The sequence below is a fragment of the Streptococcus parasuis genome, assembly GCF_021654455.1.
In the GTDB taxonomy this organism is placed as follows: domain Bacteria; phylum Bacillota; class Bacilli; order Lactobacillales; family Streptococcaceae; genus Streptococcus; species Streptococcus parasuis.
The window spans coordinates 1959214-1982824 of the sequence record NZ_AP024276.1; the positions used below are offsets into that span (position 1 = coordinate 1959214).

Below are 23611 nucleotides of genomic sequence, written 5' to 3' on the forward strand. Positions count from 1 at the left end.
ATAGATTGTAATTTCTTTGTAAATTCTTATCAATGGTCGTTTACAAATTATTCACTAAAGAAGTAAGAATTCTACAATTCACAAAAACGCATAAAATCATGTTGCCTGTAACATTGATTTTATGCGTTTGATAATATGATTACTACACAAGATTTCTGTGTATTTGTATATTTCTAGATTTCCCTCCCCATTTTCTGAAAAAGTAATACCAGCTAATGGCTTATCGGAAACTATTTAGGAGGCTCCCTGTTTACTGGCCTGACCCAAAATACAGATTCGGATTCGTAACTACACCTCTTCAGGGTAAACCAAGCCCCATTCTTTACGGAGTTGGGTCATAATCTCCATGACATCTTGGGTGTAGGCTAGGTGCATGGTATTTTCGATGCCTGCGACAGCTTTTTCCATATCCGCCACTTCATAAGAAAGAGCCTTGGCTGTCTCGCCCGCTTCGATTACCTCTTGACTACCATTTTCTGTGTAAGTAATGACTGCCTTCTGACCACGAGGATACTCGTAAAGCTCGATGTATCCCTTGTCGTAGGCAATCGTTCCACGTTTTGGCTGTTTGGCATGGAGGGTCAGTGCGATGGTCGCCATCTCTCCTGCATCATTGCTGAGCAAAATCCCTACCTGCTCGTCCACACCTGTCGGAGCCAATTTGACCTGAGATAGGACTTGATTTGGCTTTTCAGTCATAAACCAACGGACAAATGACAGAGCGTAGACACCAATATCCAAGAGGGCACCGCCTGCCAAGTTTTTATTGAAAAAGCGGTTGGTCATGTCGTATTCCTTGTAGCTGCCAAAGTTCATCTGAATCATCTTCAAATCTCCAAGCTTCCCACTGGCAACCACTTGGCTCAACTGACGATAGATCGGCATATGGAAAATGGTCATGGCTTCTGCCAGAATAACCTGGTTTTCTTCTGCCAGTTGAATGGCTTCTGCTAATTCTTCTGAATTAAGCGTAATAGACTTTTCACAGAGGACATGCTTTCCAGCCTTCAAGGCCTTTCTCAAATAATTGATATGGGTATTGTGCGGTGTAGAAATATAGATAATGTCTACTTCAGGATCCTCAAACACATCATCGATTTCCTGGTAAACTTTCTCGATGCCATATTTTTGCGCAAATTCCACACCCTTTTCATAGGTACGGTTAGCCACCGAATAAAGATTTCCTCCCATAGCCTGCAAAGCCTGAACCAATTCGTTGGCAATGACACCTGTTCCCAGAGTCGCCCATTTATACTGCATTTTTTCAGTCATTATACATCCTCTCTTTCTTTTCCCATTATAGTAAATTCCACCCTTTTCTGCACACTCTAACTAGCATTTGTGTTACAATAAGAACATGAATACCGTTGTACTAAAGGCATCTGCCCAGCAAAAACAAGCCATGATGGCTCACTATGACCGCTATCGGCAGACCAGCAAAAATCCTTACATAGAAGCATTTTTCAAACTGACCGGTGCCAGCCTGTCCATCTACACTTCTGGAAAAGTCGTTTTTCAGGGGGAAATGGCAGAGCAGGAAGCAGGGCTCTGGGGCTATGAGCCAGAAAAGTCTGGACAGACGACCATACCTGGTCAAGACCTGCCCATGATTGGGACAGATGAGGTTGGAAACGGGTCTTATTTTGGAGGTTTGGCAGTCGTTGCTAGTTTTGTCCGCCCAGAAGACCATGCCTTTCTCAAGTCGCTTGGTGTGGATGATTCCAAGAAAATGACAGACCAAAAAATCTGCCAAATCGCCCCTCTCTTAAAAGAGAAAATCCCCCACCAAGCTCTGCTATTGTCACCAAAAAAATACAACGAAGTCATCGAGCAAGGCTACAATGCGGTATCTGTCAAAGTTGCCCTGCACAATCAAGCAATCTTCCTACTCTTACAAAAGGGAATGAAGCCTGAGAAGATTGTCATTGACGCTTTTACTTCCAGTCAAAATTATCAAAAGTACTTGAAGAAGGAAGCCAATCAATTTGCTAACCCCGTCACTCTAGAAGAAAAGGCAGAGGGTAAGTATCTGGCTGTGGCAGTATCTTCTATTATTGCTAGAGCTATGTTTTTAGAAAATCTTGTCCAGCTTGGTCAACTTGTTGGAATGCAACTACCGTCTGGAGCTGGCAGTAAATCCGACCAAGTCGCAGCAAGCATCTTAAAACAATATGGTATGGCTGGTCTCAACCAAACTGCCAAACTCCACTTTGCCAATACGCAAAAAGCACAAAAATTATTGAAATAAGGAAAATAAATTCATGGGAATTAAAAAAGGTACTAATCGTTCCCCATTCATGAAATTCATTGCCGAATGGGGATTCTTTATCTTATTTATCGTAGCTGTGTTCGCCAGTCGATATTATATCTGGAATCCAGTTTCAGTTGACGGGCATTCCATGGACCCGACGCTTCAACACCAAGAAAAATTGATTATGCTGAAAACAACATCAATCGACCGTTTCGATATTGTTGTTGCTAGCGAGACAGACAGTAATGGTGACGAAAAATTAATTGTCAAACGTGTAATCGGTATGCCTGGAGATACCATTCGCTACGAAAACGATGTCCTCTATGTTAACGACCAAAAAGTGGACGAGCCTTACTTAGATGAATATCTCACTGCATTCCAGAAAGATAAACTTCAAGAAGTCTATTCTTACAACAAACAATTCCAGGCCGTTGCACAATCTGCCGAGGCCTTTACACAGGATGCCAATGGTTACGTAGACTTTACCGTAACAGTCCCAGAAGGACAATACTACCTGATGGGAGATGACCGCCTTGTCTCACTTGATAGCCGTAGTGTGGGAACATTCTCCCGTGAAAATATCAAAGGGGAAGTCGTCTTTCGGATGTGGCCTCTCAACCGTATTGGGACTATTGATTAATACAAACAAGTTTGGAGCAATCCGTTCCAAACTTCTTTTTTCACTATTTTAGGAACTATTTTCTATGAATGAAGTTTATTTTACTGGTACTATTGACCGGATTATTTTTGAAAATCCTAGTAATTTTTATAAAATCCTTCTCCTTGAAATCGAGGAGACAGATGCAGACTATGATGACTACGAAATTATTGTGACCGGAACGATTGCCGATGTCATTGAAGGAGAAGACTATCGTTTCTATGGCAATCTGGTCACCCATCCCAAGTATGGTCAGCAGTTGCAGATTTCTCGTTACGAACGCAGCAAGCCTACCTCAGCTGGTCTAGTCAAGTATTTCTCCAGCGAGCATTTCAAGGGAATTGGACGCAAAACAGCTGAAAAAATCGTTGAGCTCTATGGCGAAGATACCATTGATAAGATTTTAGCTGAACCTGAAAAACTAACCCAAATCACAGGCCTATCCAGCAAGAACATGCAGGCATTTGTGGAGAAACTCCGCCTCAATTATGGAACCGAGTTGATCTTGGCAAAACTAGCCGAGTATGGCATTCCCAATAAATTGGCCTTTCAAATCCAAGACCAGTATAAGGAAAAAACACTTCAGATTATTGAAGAAAATCCCTATCAACTGGTCGAAGATGTCCAGGGGCTCGGCTTTACCATTGCCGATAGGATTGCGGAAAACCTGGGAATTGCCAGTGATTCACCCCAACGTTTTCGGGCTGGCATGCTCTTTAGCCTCATCCATCGCTCCATGGAAACAGGCGATACCTATGTGGAGGCCAGAGACTTGCTGGAAGCAACCCTTGAACTGCTGGAAAAATCCCGCCATACAGAGCTGGACCCCGCTGCTGTTGCCAAAGAATTGACGGGACTAATTGCAGACGACAAGGTACAGCAAGAAGGCACAAAGATTTTTGACAACAGCCTCTACTTTGCCGAACATGGTATCCATAAAAACCTGACCCGCCTGATGGGAAAAAATGGTTTCAAACCCTTCCCACGCGCAGACGTTGAGGCTGCCATAGCAGAGCTGGAAACTATGTCTTCCCTTACTTACGATGACATTCAAAAAGAAGCCATCGTCCAAGCCATTACCAATCCGCTTTTCATTCTGACAGGCGGACCAGGGACTGGAAAAACAACCGTTATCAATGGTATTATCGCGGTCTATGCCATCTTGCATAAGATTGACCTGACTCGCAACCGAGAAGAATGCCCTGTCCTCCTAGCCGCTCCAACTGGACGAGCAGCCAGACGGATGAATGAATTGACAGGTCTGCCTTCTGCCACCATCCACCGCCACCTCGGTCTGGTAGAGGGACAGGAAGAATCCTACCGAGATGATTACTTGGATGCCGACTTTATCATCGTGGATGAGTTTTCTATGGTGGATACTTGGTTGGCAAACCAGCTCTTCCAGAACATCTCCTCCCAGACCCAAGTTCTGATTGTCGGCGATGCGGAGCAATTACCTTCCGTCAGTCCCGGTCAGGTCCTTGCTGACCTCTTGAAAATTGATAAGCTACCCAGCATCACTCTAGAACGTATCTATCGTCAATCCGATGATTCGACCATTGTTACCCTAGCCAGTCAGATTCGCCAAGGGGCTCTGCCGAGCGATTTCCGTGAGAAAAAGGCTGACCGCTCCTATTTTGAAGCCCAAAACGAACAAATTCCAGCCCTGATTGAGCGCATTGTCGGCGCAGCCATCAAGTCGGGCATCCCTGCAAACGAAGTCCAAATCCTCGCTCCCATGTACCGTGGTGTCGCAGGCATCGACCAGCTCAACACCATGACCCAGGCCCTGCTCAATCCACTGGAAGAGGGAGAGTTAGAATTCCTCCATAACGAGCAAGCCTTCCGCCAAGGCGACCGAGTCATCCACCTAGTAAACGATGCTGAGGCCAATGTCTTCAATGGTGATTTGGGCTACATCACCGACCTCCTGCCTGCCAAGTACACCGACTCCAAGCAGGACGAGATTACCATCAACTTCGACGGTAGCGAGGTCACCTATCCACGCAATGAATGGTACAAGATTACCCTGGCCTATGCCATGTCCATCCACAAGTCCCAAGGTAGTGAGTTCCAGGTCGTTATCCTTCCCATCACGCGCACCAGCCACCGCATGCTCCAGCGCAATCTGGTCTACACCGCCATCACCCGCTCCAAGAGCAAGCTCATCCTCCTAGGCGAAATCTCCGCCTTTGACTACGCCGTCAAAAATGCTGGCACCCTTCGCAAAACCTACCTGGTCCCACGTTTCCAAGGGGAAATGGCAGAGCAGGACAGCAAGGAAAGCCTGATTAAAAAAGCCGAAAGTAAAACAGCGGCAACCACACAAACCCAGCCACCTACACAGCCAGACAGGAAAGAACAGGTTGATGTAGTCAAAGAAAACAACCAACAACTCTCCCTTCTTGATCAAGACCAGCCAGAAGAAACAAGTCCCCAACCCACAGAATACATTTTGACTGTAGACAACCTACTAACCATCGACCCCATGATTGGCATAGATCAGGCAGATATTGAAGAGTTTTTTAAAGTATAAAAACCAGCAAGTCAGTAGATTTGCTGGTTTTACTCTTCTATAGTCGTTTCGTTTGCTTTTAGTACAAGACAACGCGCTACAAGCTACTTCGACAGTCCACTGGAGTGTTTGAACTCGGAAATAAGGAAATGAGGCTTCCTCGCTCTTCTTAGTAATAAAAGATACACTAATTGACTATATCATCAACCATGATTCATCAAGCTGCCCCTTTGTTAATCTGAACTGCTTGCCATGTTCATCAATCAGTGCATGAAGCTCCTGAGCGTCTTTTACTGACCAATCCTTTATCTGCTCTGTAAATTCCTGTCTCAAACTCAAATAATCCTGAGACTGGCTAAGTCCTAACCGATTAAATAGCCGAAGAGCATATTGATCCGCCACAAAAACACTTCTTCGACACAAATAGAGCAAAATAACATCCGCAGTTTCATTGCCAACCCCCTTCAAGCTCAGCAGCTCTTTTCGGAGTACTGCTGTCTCAACACGATCTAGGCGAGAAAAATCTCCATCGAACTGATTGGCCCACTCAACCACTGACCGAATGTAGAGTGATTTTTGCTTGAAGAATCCTGCTGGGCGAATGCATTCTTGTAAATCCTCCACAGGCATCTCTAAAAGCGAATGAATTGTCAACCGTCCCTCCAACTGTTCTAAAGCACGCTTGGCATTTGCTTCCGTTGTTTGCTGGATAAGAATCATAGACACCAAATCCTTTATAGGATTTTCATCATTCCACCAGTGGAATTCACCATATCGCCGTTTTAAATTTTGGTAAAGAACCGTCAACTGTTCCACTACTATCCCCCATCTCACCTTGTTTCTCCTTGCCATTATAGCACGATGAGTAAAGGGATACAATGCTACAGTTCCTCTAGTAATATTGTATCTACAATCGCTTCAAACTGCTCTGCTTCAACCTCTGGAAAATAATTCAAACAATTAGCTGTCGCAAAGGCTGCTGCTTCTTTCAAAAAGATTTCTGGGTCTTGATTTTGACTAATTCCCTTGACAAGCACGCCCAGATAGAAATCCCCTGCCGCAATGGGATTGCGTGCTTCTTTCTTTGGTGACTGGATACGAAAGAAGCGTTGACCAATTTTTGCCAGACTACCTCTGCCTCCCATGGTAATAATGATGTTCTCATGAGGGGTTACATCTTTCAGAATTCGTAAAATATCCTCAGGACTTTCCTCATCTAACTCTGGATATATTTCTTTAAGCTCTTCATTATTGATTTTGATAAGGGCTGGGCGAGCTTGAAAAGCTGCACGTAGAGCTGGTCCACTGGTGTCCAATATGGTAAGAACTTTTGGGTATTTTTCAATAAACTGCTGAATATAGTCATCCGGCATCCCCGTCATCAGACTACCTGAAAAGACTAGGATGTCGCCAGCTTGCAGGCTATTTTCAATCTGCTGAGTGAATTGTTCAAGTAATTCCGCAGTTAGCTCAAAGCATTTCTCATAAAAAAGCACCACATCACCCGTACTGGTTTCGACATAGATATTACACGTCCGAGTATTCTGGCTGTTTTCAACCACGCGCAGAGCATTTCCACTATCAGTATTTAGCTCCTGAATATAGCGACAAATTTGTCCACCCAAAATAGTATGAATATTGAAGTCTGTCACACCATTTTCACGGAGGGCATAGGCCACGTTGAAGCTTTTTCCACCAGGATAATCCCTCACTTCCGTCGGTCGCAGGGGAATATTCCTTTCAATTTTTTCAACAAGTAGCGTACGGTCCAGAGCTGGATTGGGACAAATCAAGTGAATCTTAGCTGTCCCCTTTTCTATTTTTATATTATTATACTGTATATAAGCAAAAAAATAAAAAGATAATTCCAAAGAGAACTATCTTTTTAAGGTCCTTTATTTTTATGCAAATACCGAAATACGTTCTTGCTTGTATCCACCTTTTTCAGCAATATCAACCAAAGCCACCGCATAGTCGGCATAACTTATATAGCTTTCACCTTGGGCATTGACTTGGAAAACCTCACCAGCCAAAGTGTAGGCACCTGCTTTTTGACCTTCTGCATCAAAATCTGCTGCTGGGCTGATATAGGTCCAGTTAACCGCTGTCGCCTGACGGTAAAGGTCTAGACCAGCACCCATAGCCTCAGCGATTGGCAGGTATTCCTCAGGGAAATCTGGTGTATCTTTCAGCATAGCTGTCTGGCTCTCGTCTAAATAAAGACTGCCTGCACCACCTACAATCAGCAAACGTGTTGGAGTATCGTTTAACAATGAAACTAAATGATTGGCCAATTGAGAATGTCCTGGTAGAGTTTCTGGCGTCCAAGCACCAAAAGCATTGACTACTACATCAAAGCCTGCCAAATCCTCTTTGGTCAAGTCAAAAGCATCTTTTTGGAGAACTTCTTGGGCCACACTCTTGTTTTCAGAACGGACAATAGCCGTCACCTGGTGACCGCGTTCTACTGCTTCCTTTGCAATAGCTTGACCTGATTTCCCATTTGTAGCAATAATAGCAATTTTCATAATAGTTACCTCACGATTTGTTGTAATGTTTTTGTTTACAACCATAGTATATCGCAAGTTTGTTGTAATGTCAATGATTACAACTGGTTAAATTAAAAAAATCATCAAACTGATGATTCCTTCATTGAAATATAATTATAGTTCCGCCAGTAAATCAGCAATGGTCGACTGTTCAAGTTCTCTTTCCAAAGCTGCCTGCGCTTCTTCTAAACGATGATCTAAGAGGGGATGGATTTTCCTCCCTACTCGACAAGAGGGATTAGGTTGCTCATGAAAAGCAAATAATTGCCCCTTTTCTCCGAATAGTTCAACAGCCTGATAGACATGCAATAGGGTGATTTGATCTGGTTTTTTAGCCAAATGTGCCCCACCTACACCGCGTGCCACTTTCACTAAGTTAGCTTCTTTTAACTGGGATAAAATATTTCGGATAACAACAGGATTAACACCCACACTTCCAGCAATACTGGCACTAGTCTGTTTTTCCTTCTCCCCCTCTAAAGCTAGCAAAACTAAGATATGGCTAGCAATGGTAAATCTACTTGAAATTTGCATCTTTTCTCCTTTTTCTCAGTCTATCACAGTCCGAATCAGAACTCAAGGCTGAAAGTTTGTGACTGTCACTCCTAACAACCGGATACCTTTTTCAACTTGTCCAATCTCTTCAATCAACTGACGAACCTCTTTTTCAATGATATCTAACTGGTCGGTGTATTCATCAAGACTATGGCGTTTGGTCAGTGTAGAAAAATCACCATAACGCACCTTTAACACAATTGTTCTGCCCTTTTTTTCATTACGCTCCAAGCTACTAGCAACCCGTTGACAAAGACTGGTTAACTCTTTCAGTACATCCTCATCTCGATAAAGTAATTTCCGATAGGTTCTTTCCTTACCAATAGACTTGCGCACTCGATCCACCTTAACAGGAGAATTGGAAATTCCCCTCGCCTTACGATAGAGGTCAAACCCGAAACGACCGAATGTATCAATCAAAACCATCTCTGGTACATCTAACAGATCCTGCCCTGTGTAGACCCCCATATCATGTAGTCGTTCTACAGTTTTCTTGCCAACACCATGAAATTTTTCAATCGGCAAGGATGCCAATACCCCCACAGCCTCTTCTGGTAAAATCAAGGTCAATCCATGTGGTTTTTCCATATCCGAAGCAATTTTTGCCAAAAATTTGTTATAAGAAACACCAGCTGAAGCAGTCAGATGCAACTCATTCCATATGTCGTATTGGATTAGTTTGGCGATTTTAACTGCCGAGCTAAGGCCTAACTTATTTTCCGTCACATCTAGATAGGCTTCATCAATTGACATGGGCTCCACCAAATCAGTATAGCGATGGAAAATTTCTCGAACCTGTCGCCCAACTTCTTGGTATTTTTCATAATGACCAGAAATAAAAATAGCCTGCGGACAACGTTCATAGGCTTCTTTTGAGGACATAGCCGAGTGAACCCCAAAGGTACGCGCCTCATAATTACAAGTTGACACAACGCCTCTTCCGCCAGACAGCCTAGGGTCTGCCCCAATAATAACAGGCTTTCCTTTCAACTCAGGATTGTCCCTTACCTCAATGGCAGCAAAAAAAGCATCCATGTCTACATGAATAATTTTTCTAGATAAATCATTGATTAAGGGAAATACTAACATGGTTACTCCTTTACAATTTAGATTATACCGCAATCATCTGCTAATGAAAAGAAAGCTACTCTGAACAGATTATCCAAATGACTCTATTTAAACGTCTTGCACGTACCTATATCTACATGAAAATGATTGAAAGAATTTTCACAAACTTTCACGAGTCTGAATCTTGAAGTAAGTGCTTTCAAGTGCTATAATAAGACCATACCGGTATTAACCGAAATGTTCAAAAGGAGAACCCTCATGTCAACAAAAGTAAAAACAAAAAATGTTGCTGAAGACATTTTCGCCCAAGCCTGGGAAGGCTTCAAAGGTACAGATTGGCAAGATAAAGCAAGTGTAACTCGCTTCGTTCAAGCCAACTACACTCCATATGATGGAGATGAAAGCTTCCTTGCAGGCCCAACTGAGCGTTCACTTCATATCAAGAAAATTATTGAAGAAACAAAAGCTGGTTACGAAGATACTCGTTTTCCAATGGATATCGACCGTGCGACTTCTATCGCTGATATTCCAGCAGGTTTCATCGATAAAGAAAACGAACTCATCTTTGGTATCCAAAATGATGAGCTCTTCAAACTTAACTTCATGCCACGTGGTGGTATTCGTATGGCTGAAACAACTTTGATCGAAAACGGCTATACTCCAGACCCACTCCTTCATGAAATCTATACAAAACACGCTACAACTGTAAACGATGGTATCTTCCGTGCTTACACAGCTGACATTCGCCGTGCTCGCCACTCACACCACGTTTCTGGTCTTCCAGATGCATACTCACGTGGTCGTATCATCGGTATGTACGCTCGTTTGGCACTTTACGGTGCAGACTACTTGATGGAAGAAAAAGTAGCTGACTGGAATGCGATTACTGAAATCGATGAAGAGTCAATCCGCCTTCGTGAAGAAATCAACCTTCAATACCAAGCTTTGCAACAAGTTGTACGTTTGGGTGACTCATACGGTGTAGACGTTCGCAAACCTGCAATGAACACTAAAGAAGCTATCCAATGGACAAACATTGCTTTCATGGCTGTATGTCGTGTTATCAATGGTGCCGCTACTTCACTTGGTCGTGTACCAATCGTTCTTGACATCTACGCTGAACGTGACTTGGCTCGTGGTACATTTACTGAATCTGAAATCCAAGAATTTGTTGATGACTTCGTATTGAAACTTCGTACAGTGAAATTTGCTCGTACAAAAGCATTCGACGAAATCTACTCTGGTGACCCAACATTCTTGACAACATCTATGGCAGGTATGGGTAACGATGGTCGTCACCGTGTTACAAAGATGGACTACCGTTTCTTAAACACACTTGACAACATCGGTAACTCTCCAGAACCAAACTTGACAGTTCTTTGGTCAGACAAACTTCCATATTCATTCCGTCGTTACTGTATGGCAATGAGCCACAAACACTCTTCTATCCAATATGAAGGTGTAACAACAATGGCCAAAGATGGTTATGGTGAAATGTCTTGTATTTCTTGCTGTGTATCTCCACTTGATCCAGAAAGCGAAGACCAACGCCACAACATCCAATACTTTGGTGCTCGCGTAAACGTCCTTAAAGCCCTTCTTTCAAGCTGGAACAACGGTTACGATGATGTTCACAAAGATTACAAAGTATTCGACGGTGTTGAACCAAACACATCTGAAGTATTTGACTACGACCAAGTGGTTAAGAACTTTGAAATCGCCCTTGACTGGTTGACAGATACATATGTTGATGCCATGAATATCATCCACTTCATGACAGATAAATACAACTACGAAGCAGTTCAAATGGCATTCTTGCCAACTCACCTTCGTGCTAACATGGGCTTCGGTATCTGTGGTTTCGCAAACACTGTTGACTCATTGTCAGCAATCAAATATGCACAAGTTAAACCAATCCGTGATGAAGATGGATTTATCTACGACTACGAAGTAACTGGTGACTTCCCACGCTATGGTGAAGACGATGACCGTGTAGATGATATTGCGAAATGGCTTATGGAAGCATTCTTCACTCGTTTGAACAAACATAAATTGTACAAGAATGCTGAAGCTACTGTCTCTATCTTGACAATCACTTCAAACGTTGCTTACTCTAAACAAACTGGTAACTCTCCAGTTCACCGTGGTGTATTCCTCAATGAAGATGGTTCTGTGAACACTACTAAGGTAGAATTCTTCCCACCAGGTGCTAACCCAACTTCTAAAGCTCGTGGTGGTTGGTTGCAAAACTTGAACACCCTTTCTAAACTCAACTTCAAACATGCCAACGACGGTATCTCATTGACTACTCAAGTTTCTCCAAAAGCACTTGGTAAAACATTCGATGAGCAAGTAAACAACTTGGTAACAATCCTTGATGGTTACTTTGAACAAGGTGGTCAACACGTTAACTTGAACGTTATGGACTTGAACGACGTTTATGAAAAAATCATGGCTGGTGAAGATGTTATCGTTCGTATCTCTGGATACTGCGTAAACACTAAATACCTCACTAAAGAGCAAAAAACTGAATTGACTCAACGTGTCTTCCACGAAGTTCTTTCAATGGACGACCACGCTGCTGAAGTTTCAGGTCAAGCTTAATCAAGCAAACACGAAAGGACTTGCACATGCAGGTCCTTTTTATCGTCATTTAGTTTATCTTTTATTACGTCGTTAACTCACCTTGCCTAACTCCAGTTATGCCTGCGGCTCGTTGCCTAGTACTAAAAGTAAACTAAAAGACTATACTATGTCAAAAAATATTCTGATATTTGCGGTAGGATAGTAAATCTTCGGAAGGATACAGAACCAGTTCATAAAAAAATCCTCTCCCAAAATGCAATTTGAGAGAAGGGACTATTCTTCTAATAATTGTAAATATAAGTGATTTCACCAACAGTATCCGTCGGATAGAACCAACCGCGGAAATTATCCACCCACTGCTGACCATGATAGTTGGCTTCAAGTACTTGAATTTGACCCAACTCATTTACAGCCGTTACATACGCAACATGCCCTAGAGCGCCATCATTCCATGAAATAATCGCTCCAACTTCGGGTACAGATCCTGTAAGGAAACCATCACGCGCCGCATTGGCTCCCCATGATGCGGCATCCCCCCACCAGTCACCTGCCCAAGGAGCAACTTTCTGTACTCCCCAAGTACATTGACCAACAGGGTAGTTAATGCCTGGTTCATACTCATAGCCTGGTAGATAGTAGCTATCAGCACTTTCCTCACTAGTCTGATTCCAGATAGTTTCTGTTAATTTCAAAATCTGTCCAGGATAGAGTGGCGTCTCTAAGGTCATTTGGTTTTGTGTTAACAATTCGTAGACGTCCAATGAAAAAGCATCTGCAATCCCATAAAACGAATCCCCATCTTGAACAACATAGTCTGATTGACTCGCAACTGAGACTTCTTCATTAGAATCAGCTGGAAGATCCAAACGTTGACCTGGTGTAATCAGTCCGTCTATTTCCATCGCATTCACTTCAGCCAATTGGTAGGGATCAACCCCATATTGCTCCGCAATAGAAAACATGGAATCTCCCTCTGCCACTACATGACTGGCAGCCTCTACACTAGATGCAACAGTTAGCGTAACAACAACTCCTGCTAAAGACAATAAAGATTTGCAACTAAACTTTTTCATATGACACCTCCTCATCATGATTTCATTTTACCAAGATTTTGACAAGAAAAGATGTCGAAAGTATTACAAATAAATGACGATTTATCGTCTCGTTTCATTCATTAAATAGTTTGATATAGCTGAGAAAGTCTTCTCGTTCCTAATGGTCACTTGCTTGTAAAATGGTGACTTAGCTAACTGCTTGTGGTAGGCCGTTTGTAGATAGCTATTTTCAGTGTATTTGCCCCAATAAATAGCATAGTCGGAGAAATGTAGAACTTCATCACCTAGATGCAAGGACTGAATATAGTCCACCATAGCCTGCTTATCCAATCCTTCGGTGAAAAAGAGAACATCCTTTCTCGCCAATTCTTCTTGCCACCAAGCTGGAAGCTGATCGATTTCTGCTTGATAATCTTGGGCATCTAGTAGAGCAAATTGCTCCACAAAGGGGTATCTTTCTGTGAAAAAAGTTTGAAATTCAGCAACAATGTCCCCTCTATTCTTGGTTGAATCAAAGAAGAGATTGCCGCTATTAATGTAGGTTTCAACATTGTCATAACCTAAATCCGCCACTGCTTGATGCAAATCTGCCATCACAATTTTATTACGACCGCCAACATTGATCCCCCTTAGCAAAAGAACATATCTCATTTTCCTTCTCCCTCTAAAACCTGCCGAATTAGAGCCATAACCTGGTTTCGATCCAACTTCCACTGGGCACGCTCATCCTTTTCAAAGGTACGATTTGAGAGAAAAATAGCCGCTTGTTGCAAGGGTCGATTGTACATGATAAAGGTTCCCGTATAGCCTGTATGCGACAGCCAATCCCCCTTTTTATCCCAAGCCAGCGACCGCTTGCGCTTATCATCAAAACCATAGTCCTGAGTCAAATCTGCCGCAAAATCCTCTGTCAGGTAATGCTCCAAGAAGATTTCCAAATCCTTTATCGTCGAAAAAAGACCTGCACTTCCTGCGTGGACACCCAATACACGCGCCTTGGGATCATGCACCACACCAGACGGCACACCACGCACTGTCGGCACTGCCTGACTCACTGGGCCAAAGGAGGTTTGGGACATGCCAAAGGGCTCTAGAATGTCTCGTCTAATAAGCTGGTCCAGACTGTCTCCACTTAATTCCTCCAACAAAAAGCCCAGTAGAAGAAAATTGAGGTCTGTATAGAGAAAATCCTTATTATCTGTGACCCTGATATTTAAAATTGCTTCTTTAAGCTGCTCCGCATTTAAATTATCCCGATTGGGAATAAAGGGATCAATACCGCTAGTATGGGTTAGTAGTTGACGGATGGTTACTTGACTATTTTGAAAAGCTGGATAGTATGACTGTAAGGTCCTATCCAACTCCAGAGCTCTGCTATTGACCAAAAAAATCACAAGTGTCCCTACACCCACTACTTTGGAAACGGAGGCTAAATCATAGGTCAAGCCCGGCTGAACTGGCACCTGACCATCTTGTGTGCCCAGATAGTACTCCTGCCACTGACCCTTAGAAAAAAGAGCCAGACTGGCACCAGGATAGACCCCTTGTTCAATCTGCTCTGAAATCTTGTCTATAATAACTTGTCTCATTTTTCGAACCACAATTCAATGCCACTTGGGTCCACAGTTTGAATGAATGTCTCCTTTTTGTCCTTAAAGAACGGACCCTCTAACTGGCTTTCCAAGTTTGCCCAATCAAAATCTTTCTCAACTGGGAAACGTAAACTATCTAAATCCCATACTTGTTCTGCGGGGGCTAATAACTCTTCGCCTTCTGCACCAATAAAGCGTAAAAAAGTTTGATTTGGCAAGATGGTTTCATAAAAATCTTGGCTGATGCTTGCCTGCGGAGTATTTATCCAAACCGACTCAACTGTAAAAGCCGTCAAGCCAGAAAAATCATCCTGTCCTTTAAATGGAACTGGTGGAAGAATCGTTTTTAACTCCTCAGCAGATGCTTCCGCATGCAACAGAAATGTATCTCCCTCAGGCGAAACAGCTTCAAATCCAAAGCCATTTTTTCCTTGGTAGAGCTTGCTATACTGTGTACCTGCTGCTAATAGGGCTTCAATCTCTTCAGCCTTGTCTACTTTTATGATGATCTTATTTAACTTTTTAGTCCCATTTACTGCACGGGTTCTCATGCTTGGTGACTCAACAAGTACAAGCTTTGTCTCCACACCAGCATGTCCGCTAAACTCTGCAAATGCCCCCTCCTCAAGGATGGTTTTCATCCCTAAGTCTCTCTCTAAAAATTCTTGATTTAATTTTCTATTATTGATCCGTACAACCGGAACAATTGCTGCTTTTGTATTTAACACTCTATCTTGTTTCTCCTCCTACTGTACCTTATTATTTTATAGAATTTTATCCATTTTTACAACTGATTTAATGTCGATATTTACACTTTTTTGTAAATTTATGCGAATAAATCTCTTTCTCCTTAGACAAAGCAAGGAGCATCGGATATAATGTCTATTATAGACTATTATCAGAAAAAAGAGGAGAATTTATGCGCTTTAACCAATATTCTTTTATCAAAAAAGAGGATTCCATCTACCTCCAAGAACTTGCCAGTCTCGGTTTCCACCTAAATCCAAATGCCAGCAACAAGGAAAATTTAGAAACATTTGTGAGAAAATGCCATTTTCTGACTAGCAACACTGACCTCGCATTGTCCAATATGATTGCGGACTGGAAAACGGATTTACTAACTTTTTTCCGCTCTGAGCACGAGGTTACAGACCAAATTTTCTATCATGTAGCTCTCCAATTGCTTGGATTTGTTCCAAATTTTGATTACACAGATATAAACGACTTTGTAAAGAAAACCAATTTCCCAATTGTTTACGGTGATATTATCGAAAATATCTACCATCTGCTCAATACTCGTACTAAGTCTGGTAATACCTTGATAGATCAACTTGTCAGCGATGATTTGATTCCCGAAGATAACCAGTACCACTTCTTCAATGGTAAATCCCTAGCAACTTTTTCAACCAAACAGCTCATCCGGGAGGTGGTCTATGTTGAAGCGCCTGTAGATACAGCTGACAGTGGGCAAACGGATTTGGTTAAGGTGTCCATTCTCCGCCCACGCTTTGATGGACAAATTCCTGCAGTCATTACCAACAGTCCTTATCATCAAGGTGTCAACGAGGTAGCTAGCGACAAAGCCCTGCATAAGATGGAGGGCGAGTTAACTGAGAAACCAGCTGGCACTATTTCGGTCGTATCAAGCACAATCAACAAACTGAAATTAGACAATCGGGATCTCCCAAGCAGCCCCGCAACTGAAAAACTAGGGCATATTGGCTCTTATTCCCTAAACGAATACTTCCTTAGTCGTGGATTTGCCAGCATTCATGTTTCCGGTGTCGGTACGCTAGGATCTACGGGCTATATGACCTCTGGAGACTTCCAACAGGTAGAAGGATATAAGGCAGTTATCGACTGGCTAAACGGCCGTAATAAGGCCTATACAGACCATACACGTTCACTTCAAGTCACAGCTGATTGGGCAAATGGCAAGGTAGCAACAACTGGTCTCTCATACTTGGGTACAATGTCCAACGCCCTAGCAACAACTGGTGTAGAGGGTTTGGAAGTCGTCATCGCAGAAGCAGGAATTTCCTCTTGGTATGACTACTACCGGGAAAACGGGCTCGTTACAAGTCCAGGAGGCTATCCTGGAGAAGATTTAGATAGCTTAACTGCTTTAACCTATTCTAAGAGCCTACAAGCAGGAGATTTCCTTCGTAACAAAGAAACCTACGAAAGAGGACTGGCAGCTGAGCGCGTCGGACTTGAGCGTTCAAATGGCGATTACAACCAATACTGGCACGACCGTAACTATCTTCTCCACGCGGACAAGGTTAACTGTGAAGTTGTCTTTACCCATGGATCACAAGATTGGAATGTGAAACCAATTCATGTATGGAACATGTTCCATACTCTACCTGATCATATCAAGAAACATCTTTTCTTCCATAACGGCGCCCATGTCTATATGAATAATTGGCAGTCAATCGATTTCCGTGAATCCATGAATGCTCTACTTAGCCAAAAATTACTGGGATATGACAATGACTACCAGCTTCCTACTATCATTTGGCAAGATAACAGCGCAGCTCAAACATGGACTGACTTAGAAACGTTTGGAGGACAGATAGAATCTCAATTCCCATTGGGACAAGATCAAGCGCAAATCCAAAATCATTACGACGAAGAAACCTTTGAAAAGTATTGCAAATCATATCCTACATTCCACCAAGATCTCACTGGGGACAAAGCCAACCAAGTGACCATTGACATCGAATTGGATCAAGATATCCATCTAAATGGGAGAGCCATCCTTCAACTACAGGTCAAATCAAGTGTCAGCAAAGGATTGCTTTCAGCCCAACTCTTGGATTTTGGCCCTGCCAAACGTCTCAGCCCAATTCCAGGAATGGTGTCTCGAACCAGCTTGGATAACGGTCGGTATTACGCCCAAGAAAACCTAACTGAGCTTCCATTTACAGAAACGCCTCATCGCCTGATTACCAAAGGATTCATCAATCTTCAAAATCGTACCGATTTATTGACTGTAGAAGCCGTTACGCCAAATCAATGGATGACACTTCGATGGGAACTGCAACCAACTATTTATAAACTTAAAAAAGGTGATAAACTCCGCTTAGTCCTTTATACGACTGATTTTGAGTGCACTGTAAGAGATAATTCCGAATGGCAAATCAGCCTTGATTTAAGCCAATCTCAATTAATCTTACCGCATTAATAAAATATTTCCATTCCGTCTTATTTAAAATGGAATACCCAAAACAAAACGCATAAAATCATGTTCATTATGATTCTATGCGTTTTTTCAATGTAAATTGCTTCTACCAATTCAAATAGACGAGTCAAAACGAGTCGCACTACTGTACAACTCGAATGAATGTTCCTACTTTTCTAAAGGATGAATAATAACACCTTGCACAACACGGTTTACTGTACCAGTTGGGGACGGTGTATCTGGTAAATTTTTGCATTTAATGGCTGACATGATGGATACAGTTTGGGCAAAGATAATGTATGGGAAGGTTAGGAAGACATCTAGCAATCCAGCTCCTCCTTCTGCCAAAACAAAGTTTGCTGCCTCTGTACCTACCAGCTTGTCAGCTGACAATGCCACAATGCGCTCAGCAATTCCATCTCCATGAACCTCATTGAGCAAGTCAACATCATACTGGCGAGTATAAGCATCATTTGATGCGAATAGAATAACCAATGTCTTGTCATTAATAAATGACTTTGGACCATGACGAAATCCGAGTGGAGATTCATACATTGTAGCAATCTTTCCAGCTGTTAGCTCAAGGATTTTCAATTGAGCTTCGTGAGCTAAGCCATAGAAACCACCAGCGCCCAGATAAATAACACGCTCAAAATCTAGATTGACAAGATCTTGTACATAGTCCTCCCGATCAAGGACATCTTGACCTAAGCGAACAATCGTTTCAACCCAATGAGCCTTTTCTTCTTGGCTAGCTGGTGAAAATACTAGAAGGGCTGTCAAAGACATGCAACTAAAGCTTCCAGTCATTGCAAAACCTTTATCGTTTGAACCTGCTGGTTGCAAGAGCAAGAGGTTATCGGTATCCCCCTCAGCCGCAATAGCTAGTTTTCCTTCTGGTGCACACGTGATTGTCACTTGATAAAGCTCATTCACCAACTGTTTAGCGATTTCAACCGCTGCAACACTCTCAGGTGAATTTCCTGAACGGGCAAATGATACTAAAATAGTTGGAATATCCGCTTGAAGATAATCATAGGGGCGTCCAACTAGTTCAACAGAACCAACTGTAGAAAAACGAATGTGTTTCAGGTCATTGACTTGGTTTAGATAATTTGCAATGCTCTGACCAACAAAGTCTGATGTCCCTGCTCCTGTAAAAATTACTTGGATTAAATCATGTTTTTCTTTTATCCCCGATAGAAAACTTTCTATCGCTTCTAGCTGAGACACATATAGTTGATATGCCTCTTGCCATAGACCAGGTTGTTGGAAAATTTCCTTTGCAGTAATACTTGCGCCCAATTTTTCAAGTTCTTCTTTTGCTAAACGAAACATAACTTCTCCTTGCCTCTGGTTATAACCAGTTTTTATTTTATTATAACCTATTCGCTCAGCAAAGTCAATTTAAAATAGGTTAATATGTCAAATTTAAAATGTTAGCTAGATCTTCAAAGTTAATTCTGGTCAGTCACAAAAACTAGTAATACTCAATAAACATCAAAAGTAGCCAAGGAAACGAAGCCGACGGTAGAAGTGGAATTCATCAAAGCAATTTGACAACGGATATTTCTGATTTTCGAAGAGTATAACTAGATTAAGACAAAATTCAATTGATATTGTGCTGTTTTCTCAGGTAACTTTTAGAAACAAATAGGATTGAGATTACTCTGAAGATTTACCAATTAAAAACGCCCTCCCATCAAATAGAAAGACGTTCCCAACAATTTGTATTCGAAATAAATCAATTATTGATCCCTACAAGAGCAAGCAGTTTGATTCAAAACAGCATTCAACTTCTCAATATTTGCCCGACCAACTGTTTGTAACCATTCACGCGCAGCGGTTTCACCTTGTTCAATATAAACAGGCACAACATCTGCCCAAGTCGCACGACCACATAAGACACCGTTAAATCTAGCGCCTGCTTCATGTGCAAACACTAGAGTTTCTTGGAACAGTCTAGCTGATACACCCGCACTGAGATAAATGTATGGCAAATGGGTTGAAACTTCTTGCTGACGGAAATATTCAGTAGCTTCTTCTTTTGTATACACAACTTCCCCAGTCCCAAAACCTTCTACAAAATTCATATTGACTGGAACTTCCACCTTAAGAACATCTACTCCATAGCGTTCCTCTGAAAATAGTTTCATAGCTCCATTTACTTTTTGAGGTTTTACTTTGGCAAATTCGATACCTGTTGTGTCATCGATTGTTTCATCATAACTTAGAATTTCCAAGAAAAATGGCACCCCTTCAGCCTGACATTCAGAACCAATACGTTCAATATAGGCCTGTTTTTGGAGATTTACGTACTGATTACCATCTACATCATAATAAAGAAGAAATTTAATGGCATCCGCACCTTCTTCTTTTAGTCGTTTTACAGACCATTCTGGCAAACAATCAGGTAATCGACTCGTGCTAGCCGTATCATATCCTGTTTTTTCGTAAGCTAAAAGCAGGCCACAATGTTCATCACGTGCACGAGATGCTGGTAAACCAAATTCTGGGTCTAAAAGAATAGATGATGAATACTTTGTTAATTCTTCCGACACTAGAGTTTTCAACTCCTCTATTTGTTCTACAGTCGGTTCCTCCGCTTGGTATTTTGCCATCATTTTTTTCAATGCACCACGCTGATCAAATGCTAGAGCTGAAATAATTCCCGACTCACTGCATATTTTTTCCATATATCTTTTCTTATTTGTTGATAAAACCACCTTATACCTCCTCGACTTCAATTTGAGAATACAATTCTTCTGAATGTTCTAAGTTGACATAACCTGTCTGTTCTTCCTGGGCATTCAACATTCCTAAAATATTTGCATTTTTAAGAAGTTCTACATCTGGTAATGCATGTGCTAGACTAGCAGCTATTCCTGCCACTGTTGAATCTCCTGAACCCACTGGATTGACAACGTCAATTTTAGGAATCCTGACACGATAAAACTTATCTTTATGTTTGGCAAAAGCCCCTTTTGCTCCCAAGGATACAACTACCCATTCAATTCCTTGGAATATCTGACTTGAAAGTACTGATTGTAACTCTTGGTTCTCATCGGTGACATCACTTCCAATTAGCTGTGATAACTCCTCGGTATTCGGTTTAATTACCGTCGGCTTTTCTTTACTTTCAAGAACTTTTTTTAATGCTTCGCCAGAACAATCAAGAACTACTGCTACGCCAAACTTTTTACATAATTCAACAATTTTTACATAATAATCGCTTTCAAGTCCTTTGGGTAAACTGCCCGAAATGACAACCACTTCCACCTTGCTTAACAAGTTTCTCAAATGTTCAATAAAATTCAAGGCTTCATGTTCTTGGATAGTTGGTCCTTGTTCTAATATTTCTGTCTGTTGCCCTTCGTGCAGTATAGCAATGCAGTTTCGAGTTTCACCACTAATTTCCACAAAAGAGCTCTTAATGTGATTTTGATACAACTGATTTTTTACATCATTCCCAAGTTCTCCACCAATAAAACCAGTCGCAAGAACATCTTCACCAATTTGTTTCAAAACTCGTGTGACATTTAGACCCTTTCCTCCAGCTGTCTTTTGAACCTTTTCTACTCGATTGACAGAATCCAATTGAAACTGGCTCAACTGATATGCTATGTCAACCGACGGGTTTAAGGTAATTGTCAAAATCATGGCAGCCTCCTAATCATGGTATTCTCCACGATCCCATTTTTCAAGAAACTCCGTAAAGAATTCTGGGCTAGACTGTTCTTGATTGAGCGTCTCAATTGCTGCAATCTTTTCAATCAAACATTTATTCTCCTCAGTTGGTTTGTACTCAGCCTTTATGAAAGCATCAATAATATCACACATGAGCAACTCACCTGTAATTTTTCCTCCAAAACCAATGACATTAGCATTCAGTTCTTCCTTGGCATAAAGAGCGGTGGTCATATCACGAACCAAAGCAGAGCGAATACCTGGTACTTTATTCACAGCGTTATTGATTCCAACACCTGTCCCGCAAATACAGATACCCAAATCCGCCTGCCCGCTTGCAACTGCTTCACCAACTTTTTTACCAAAGATTGGGTAATGTGTACGAACATTATCATAAGTCCCAAAGTCCAAAACTTCATACCCTCTATTTTTTAAGTAATCTACCACAGCGATTTTTTCATACGTTACAATGTGGTCACAACCGATTGCAATTTTCATCTTGTACTTCTCCTCTTCTAGAATATTTAGCACATTTTGTTTAGCATGTCGACACGAATTTGGTGACGACCCCCATCATATGTGCCTTCAACAAACCCTTTGACGATATTTTTAGCTATTCCTTCTCCTACAATCTCACTACCGATTGTAATAATCCGTGAATTATTATGTCCTCTCGTCATATATGCAGAGCGTTCATCTGAAACTTCCGCAGCAACCATACCTTTGATTTTAGTAGCGGTCATAAAAGGCCCAACACCATAGGCATCAATAACAATTCCTAAGTTCTCTTGATTTTGATTGACTTCCGCAACGACCGCCAAGGTTGTATCAACAAAGTCACTTCCACTACTAACATCTTTTAAGTCATATGATTTTTCAAGTAAAAAATCTTTAATTACATCTTTAAGTTTTGAACCGGCTGGGTCAGCACCAATAATAATTGTCATAACCTGTCTCCTAATATAATTGGAAAATTGATACCATTTGATAAATGGATGAAAAACATTGTTTTGCAAAAATGAAAAGCGCTTTCTCTTTTGTGTTTAAATTATACATCTTTTTAAACACGAAATCAACATATTTTGTCCATAAATGGTGCGTTTTTTTAAAATTGCAACAAAAAATCAACACAATCGTGTTGATTTTTGTTGCTAATGAATAATTTCTGTAAATTCTTCTAATAATTGGTAATTCTCGTCGTCAGGTTTCAAGTCAGTGATAACTGCAGTTAAATCCCGTAAACTACAAAAAGTTGTAAAATCCTCTTTCCCTACTTTTGATATATCCAGCAAGAGATACTTTTCTAAAGAACGTTTAATAGCAATTTGTTGTGTGTAAGCTTCTGCTAAAGTTGAGGTCATGACATCACTCCCTTTTACTCCATTTGCAGAGAAGAATATCTTACTAAAGTGCATCTTCTCCAAAGCCGTATTTGTAATCTCCCCTACAAATGATTCTGTCACTTGTCTATACTCTCCACCAAGCAAGAAAACATGGAATTCCTCCGATTTCTTTTGAGATAGTATCGTAAATACCGGCATACAATTTGTAATTACAGTCAAGCGATTATTTTTTATTGCCTCTGCCAAAAATGATACCGTTGTTCCGGGACCTAAAAATACTGTGTCTCCATCTTCAATTAACTTTGAAGCCTTATCTGCGATATCCTGCTTGGACTCCCTATTCTGAATATGCTTCTCAGAATGTGAGTACTCACGAAATTGGAAGGCCTTGTTACTTCGCGCACCACCATGAATTTTAGTCAGTACACCTTGTTCTTCTAATTCAATCAAGTCTCTCCGCACTGTCATATCCGTTACATTTAATAATCCCACTATTTCAGCTATTCGGATGGTTCCTTTTTTATTCACTAATCGCGTAATTTCACTAAGTCTTTCTCGTTTGTTCATC

The 23611-nt window shown here is 41.5% G+C and carries 21 protein-coding genes; 5 read left to right on the forward strand and 16 right to left on the reverse strand.

Annotation, left to right across the window (positions count from 1 at the left end; all coding sequences use genetic code 11):
- Nucleotides 1–288: 288 nt before the first annotated feature.
- Nucleotides 289–1272, reverse strand: a complete 984-nt coding sequence (locus L6410_RS09840) for a Gfo/Idh/MocA family protein (RefSeq protein ID WP_024391750.1) — start codon at nucleotides 1270–1272, stop codon at nucleotides 289–291.
- Nucleotides 1273–1357: 85 nt separating this feature from the next.
- On the opposite strand from L6410_RS09840, the gene rnhC reads away from it, so the two are divergent.
- The 3 genes from rnhC (at nucleotide 1358) to recD2 (ending at nucleotide 5445) form a co-directional block, all read left to right on the forward strand.
- Nucleotides 1358–2248: a ribonuclease HIII gene (gene rnhC / locus L6410_RS09845; protein ID WP_237395422.1), complete on the forward strand. Its 891-nt coding sequence runs from the start codon at nucleotides 1358–1360 to the stop codon at nucleotides 2246–2248.
- Between the two features lie 13 nt (nucleotides 2249–2261).
- Nucleotides 2262–2891, forward strand: coding sequence for a signal peptidase I (lepB, locus tag L6410_RS09850; protein WP_024391748.1), 630 nt, complete (start codon nucleotides 2262–2264; stop codon nucleotides 2889–2891).
- A gap of 64 nt (nucleotides 2892–2955) precedes the next feature.
- Complete coding sequence (gene recD2 / locus L6410_RS09855) at nucleotides 2956–5445, forward strand: SF1B family DNA helicase RecD2 (RefSeq protein ID WP_237395423.1); 2490 nt, start codon at nucleotides 2956–2958, stop codon at nucleotides 5443–5445.
- Between the two features lie 174 nt (nucleotides 5446–5619).
- Here recD2 and L6410_RS09860 read toward each other — a convergent pair whose 3' ends face one another.
- The 5 genes from L6410_RS09860 to dinB all read right to left on the reverse strand — a co-directional run bounded on the left by L6410_RS09860 (nucleotide 5620) and on the right by dinB (nucleotide 9617).
- Entirely contained in the window at nucleotides 5620–6258 is a 639-nt protein-coding gene (locus L6410_RS09860) for an endonuclease III domain-containing protein (RefSeq protein ID WP_014636205.1), read from the reverse strand.
- Between the two features lie 47 nt (nucleotides 6259–6305).
- Nucleotides 6306–7223: a 1-phosphofructokinase family hexose kinase gene (locus L6410_RS09865; protein ID WP_336512763.1), complete on the reverse strand. Its 918-nt coding sequence runs from the start codon at nucleotides 7221–7223 to the stop codon at nucleotides 6306–6308.
- Nucleotides 7224–7325: 102 nt separating this feature from the next.
- On the reverse strand, nucleotides 7326–7952 hold the full coding sequence (locus L6410_RS09870; protein ID WP_237395425.1) for an NAD(P)-dependent oxidoreductase: 627 nt from the start codon (nucleotides 7950–7952) through the stop codon (nucleotides 7326–7328).
- A gap of 135 nt (nucleotides 7953–8087) precedes the next feature.
- Nucleotides 8088–8507: an Rrf2 family transcriptional regulator gene (locus L6410_RS09875; protein WP_237395426.1), complete on the reverse strand. Its 420-nt coding sequence runs from the start codon at nucleotides 8505–8507 to the stop codon at nucleotides 8088–8090.
- 42 nt (nucleotides 8508–8549) lie between these two features.
- The gene (gene dinB, locus L6410_RS09880) at nucleotides 8550–9617 is read right to left on the reverse strand and encodes a DNA polymerase IV (protein ID WP_237395427.1); all 1068 of its coding nucleotides are present in this window, start codon (nucleotides 9615–9617) and stop codon (nucleotides 8550–8552) included.
- Nucleotides 9618–9854: 237 nt separating this feature from the next.
- Here dinB and pflB point away from each other — a divergent pair, with 237 nt between their 5' ends.
- Nucleotides 9855–12200, forward strand: a complete 2346-nt coding sequence (gene pflB / locus L6410_RS09885) for a formate C-acetyltransferase (RefSeq protein ID WP_024391743.1) — start codon at nucleotides 9855–9857, stop codon at nucleotides 12198–12200.
- Between the two features lie 263 nt (nucleotides 12201–12463).
- Here pflB and L6410_RS09890 read toward each other — a convergent pair whose 3' ends face one another.
- The 4 genes from L6410_RS09890 to L6410_RS09905 form a co-directional block, all read right to left on the reverse strand.
- Nucleotides 12464–13255 (reverse strand): COG3942 and LysM peptidoglycan-binding domain-containing protein, encoded by a 792-nt coding sequence (locus L6410_RS09890; protein ID WP_172025090.1) that lies wholly within the window; start codon nucleotides 13253–13255, stop codon nucleotides 12464–12466.
- An 81-nt stretch (nucleotides 13256–13336) separates the two neighbouring features.
- Nucleotides 13337–13888: a DUF1697 domain-containing protein gene (locus L6410_RS09895; protein WP_172025091.1), complete on the reverse strand. Its 552-nt coding sequence runs from the start codon at nucleotides 13886–13888 to the stop codon at nucleotides 13337–13339.
- The gene (locus L6410_RS09900; RefSeq protein ID WP_237395428.1) at nucleotides 13885–14826 is read right to left on the reverse strand and encodes a serine hydrolase domain-containing protein; all 942 of its coding nucleotides are present in this window, start codon (nucleotides 14824–14826) and stop codon (nucleotides 13885–13887) included. The genes L6410_RS09895 and L6410_RS09900 overlap by 4 nt, the downstream gene beginning before the upstream one ends.
- Complete coding sequence (locus L6410_RS09905) at nucleotides 14823–15557, reverse strand: CppA family protein (protein WP_237395429.1); 735 nt, start codon at nucleotides 15555–15557, stop codon at nucleotides 14823–14825. The genes L6410_RS09900 and L6410_RS09905 overlap by 4 nt, the downstream gene beginning before the upstream one ends.
- A gap of 191 nt (nucleotides 15558–15748) precedes the next feature.
- Between L6410_RS09905 and L6410_RS09910 the strand changes: the two genes are divergently transcribed.
- Nucleotides 15749–18016 carry a Xaa-Pro dipeptidyl-peptidase gene (locus L6410_RS09910; protein ID WP_237395430.1) on the forward strand — a complete coding sequence of 756 codons (2268 nt, stop codon included), beginning with the start codon at nucleotides 15749–15751 and terminating at the stop codon, nucleotides 18014–18016.
- Nucleotides 18017–18181: 165 nt separating this feature from the next.
- Here L6410_RS09910 and L6410_RS09915 read toward each other — a convergent pair whose 3' ends face one another.
- The 6 genes from L6410_RS09915 to L6410_RS09940 form a co-directional block, all read right to left on the reverse strand.
- A complete protein-coding gene (locus tag L6410_RS09915; protein ID WP_172055461.1) occupies nucleotides 18182–19351 on the reverse strand; it encodes an SIS domain-containing protein in 1170 nt (389 codons plus the stop codon).
- A 410-nt stretch (nucleotides 19352–19761) separates the two neighbouring features.
- Nucleotides 19762–20739 (reverse strand): tagatose-bisphosphate aldolase, encoded by a 978-nt coding sequence (gene lacD / locus L6410_RS09920; protein ID WP_172055460.1) that lies wholly within the window; start codon nucleotides 20737–20739, stop codon nucleotides 19762–19764.
- 1 nt (nucleotide 20740) lies between these two features.
- Nucleotides 20741–21673: a tagatose-6-phosphate kinase gene (locus L6410_RS09925; protein ID WP_237395431.1), complete on the reverse strand. Its 933-nt coding sequence runs from the start codon at nucleotides 21671–21673 to the stop codon at nucleotides 20741–20743.
- Nucleotides 21674–21682: 9 nt separating this feature from the next.
- On the reverse strand, nucleotides 21683–22198 hold the full coding sequence (gene lacB / locus L6410_RS09930) for a galactose-6-phosphate isomerase subunit LacB (RefSeq protein ID WP_237395433.1): 516 nt from the start codon (nucleotides 22196–22198) through the stop codon (nucleotides 21683–21685).
- Between the two features lie 26 nt (nucleotides 22199–22224).
- The gene (gene lacA / locus L6410_RS09935; RefSeq protein WP_024392356.1) at nucleotides 22225–22647 is read right to left on the reverse strand and encodes a galactose-6-phosphate isomerase subunit LacA; all 423 of its coding nucleotides are present in this window, start codon (nucleotides 22645–22647) and stop codon (nucleotides 22225–22227) included.
- Between the two features lie 204 nt (nucleotides 22648–22851).
- Nucleotides 22852–23610 carry a DeoR/GlpR family DNA-binding transcription regulator gene (locus L6410_RS09940; protein WP_024392357.1) on the reverse strand — a complete coding sequence of 253 codons (759 nt, stop codon included), beginning with the start codon at nucleotides 23608–23610 and terminating at the stop codon, nucleotides 22852–22854.
- Nucleotide 23611: the final 1 nt, after the last annotated feature.

Bases quoted from the DNA above. Each gene is read 5' to 3' on its own strand.
- L6410_RS09910 (WP_237395430.1), top strand. From the start codon at position 15,749: ATGCGCTTTAACCAATATTCTTTTATCAAAAAAGAGGATTCCATCTAC.
- L6410_RS09940 (WP_024392357.1), bottom strand. From the start codon at position 23,610: ATGAACAAACGAGAAAGACTTAGTGAAATTACGCGATTAGTGAATAAA.
- L6410_RS09915 (WP_172055461.1), bottom strand. From the start codon at position 19,351: ATGTTTCGTTTAGCAAAAGAAGAACTTGAAAAATTGGGCGCAAGTATT.
- lacB (WP_237395433.1), bottom strand. From the start codon at position 22,198: ATGAAAATTGCAATCGGTTGTGACCACATTGTAACGTATGAAAAAATC.
- L6410_RS09875 (WP_237395426.1), bottom strand. From the start codon at position 8,507: ATGCAAATTTCAAGTAGATTTACCATTGCTAGCCATATCTTAGTTTTG.
- pflB (WP_024391743.1), top strand. From the start codon at position 9,855: ATGTCAACAAAAGTAAAAACAAAAAATGTTGCTGAAGACATTTTCGCC.
- L6410_RS09890 (WP_172025090.1), bottom strand. From the start codon at position 13,255: ATGAAAAAGTTTAGTTGCAAATCTTTATTGTCTTTAGCAGGAGTTGTT.
- L6410_RS09895 (WP_172025091.1), bottom strand. From the start codon at position 13,888: ATGAGATATGTTCTTTTGCTAAGGGGGATCAATGTTGGCGGTCGTAAT.
- rnhC (WP_237395422.1), top strand. From the start codon at position 1,358: ATGAATACCGTTGTACTAAAGGCATCTGCCCAGCAAAAACAAGCCATG.
- L6410_RS09925 (WP_237395431.1), bottom strand. From the start codon at position 21,673: ATGATTTTGACAATTACCTTAAACCCGTCGGTTGACATAGCATATCAG.
- L6410_RS09900 (WP_237395428.1), bottom strand. From the start codon at position 14,826: ATGAGACAAGTTATTATAGACAAGATTTCAGAGCAGATTGAACAAGGG.
- L6410_RS09870 (WP_237395425.1), bottom strand. From the start codon at position 7,952: ATGAAAATTGCTATTATTGCTACAAATGGGAAATCAGGTCAAGCTATT.
- recD2 (WP_237395423.1), top strand. From the start codon at position 2,956: ATGAATGAAGTTTATTTTACTGGTACTATTGACCGGATTATTTTTGAA.
- dinB (WP_237395427.1), bottom strand. From the start codon at position 9,617: ATGTTAGTATTTCCCTTAATCAATGATTTATCTAGAAAAATTATTCAT.
- lacA (WP_024392356.1), bottom strand. From the start codon at position 22,647: ATGACAATTATTATTGGTGCTGACCCAGCCGGTTCAAAACTTAAAGAT.
- L6410_RS09840 (WP_024391750.1), bottom strand. From the start codon at position 1,272: ATGACTGAAAAAATGCAGTATAAATGGGCGACTCTGGGAACAGGTGTC.
- lepB (WP_024391748.1), top strand. From the start codon at position 2,262: ATGGGAATTAAAAAAGGTACTAATCGTTCCCCATTCATGAAATTCATT.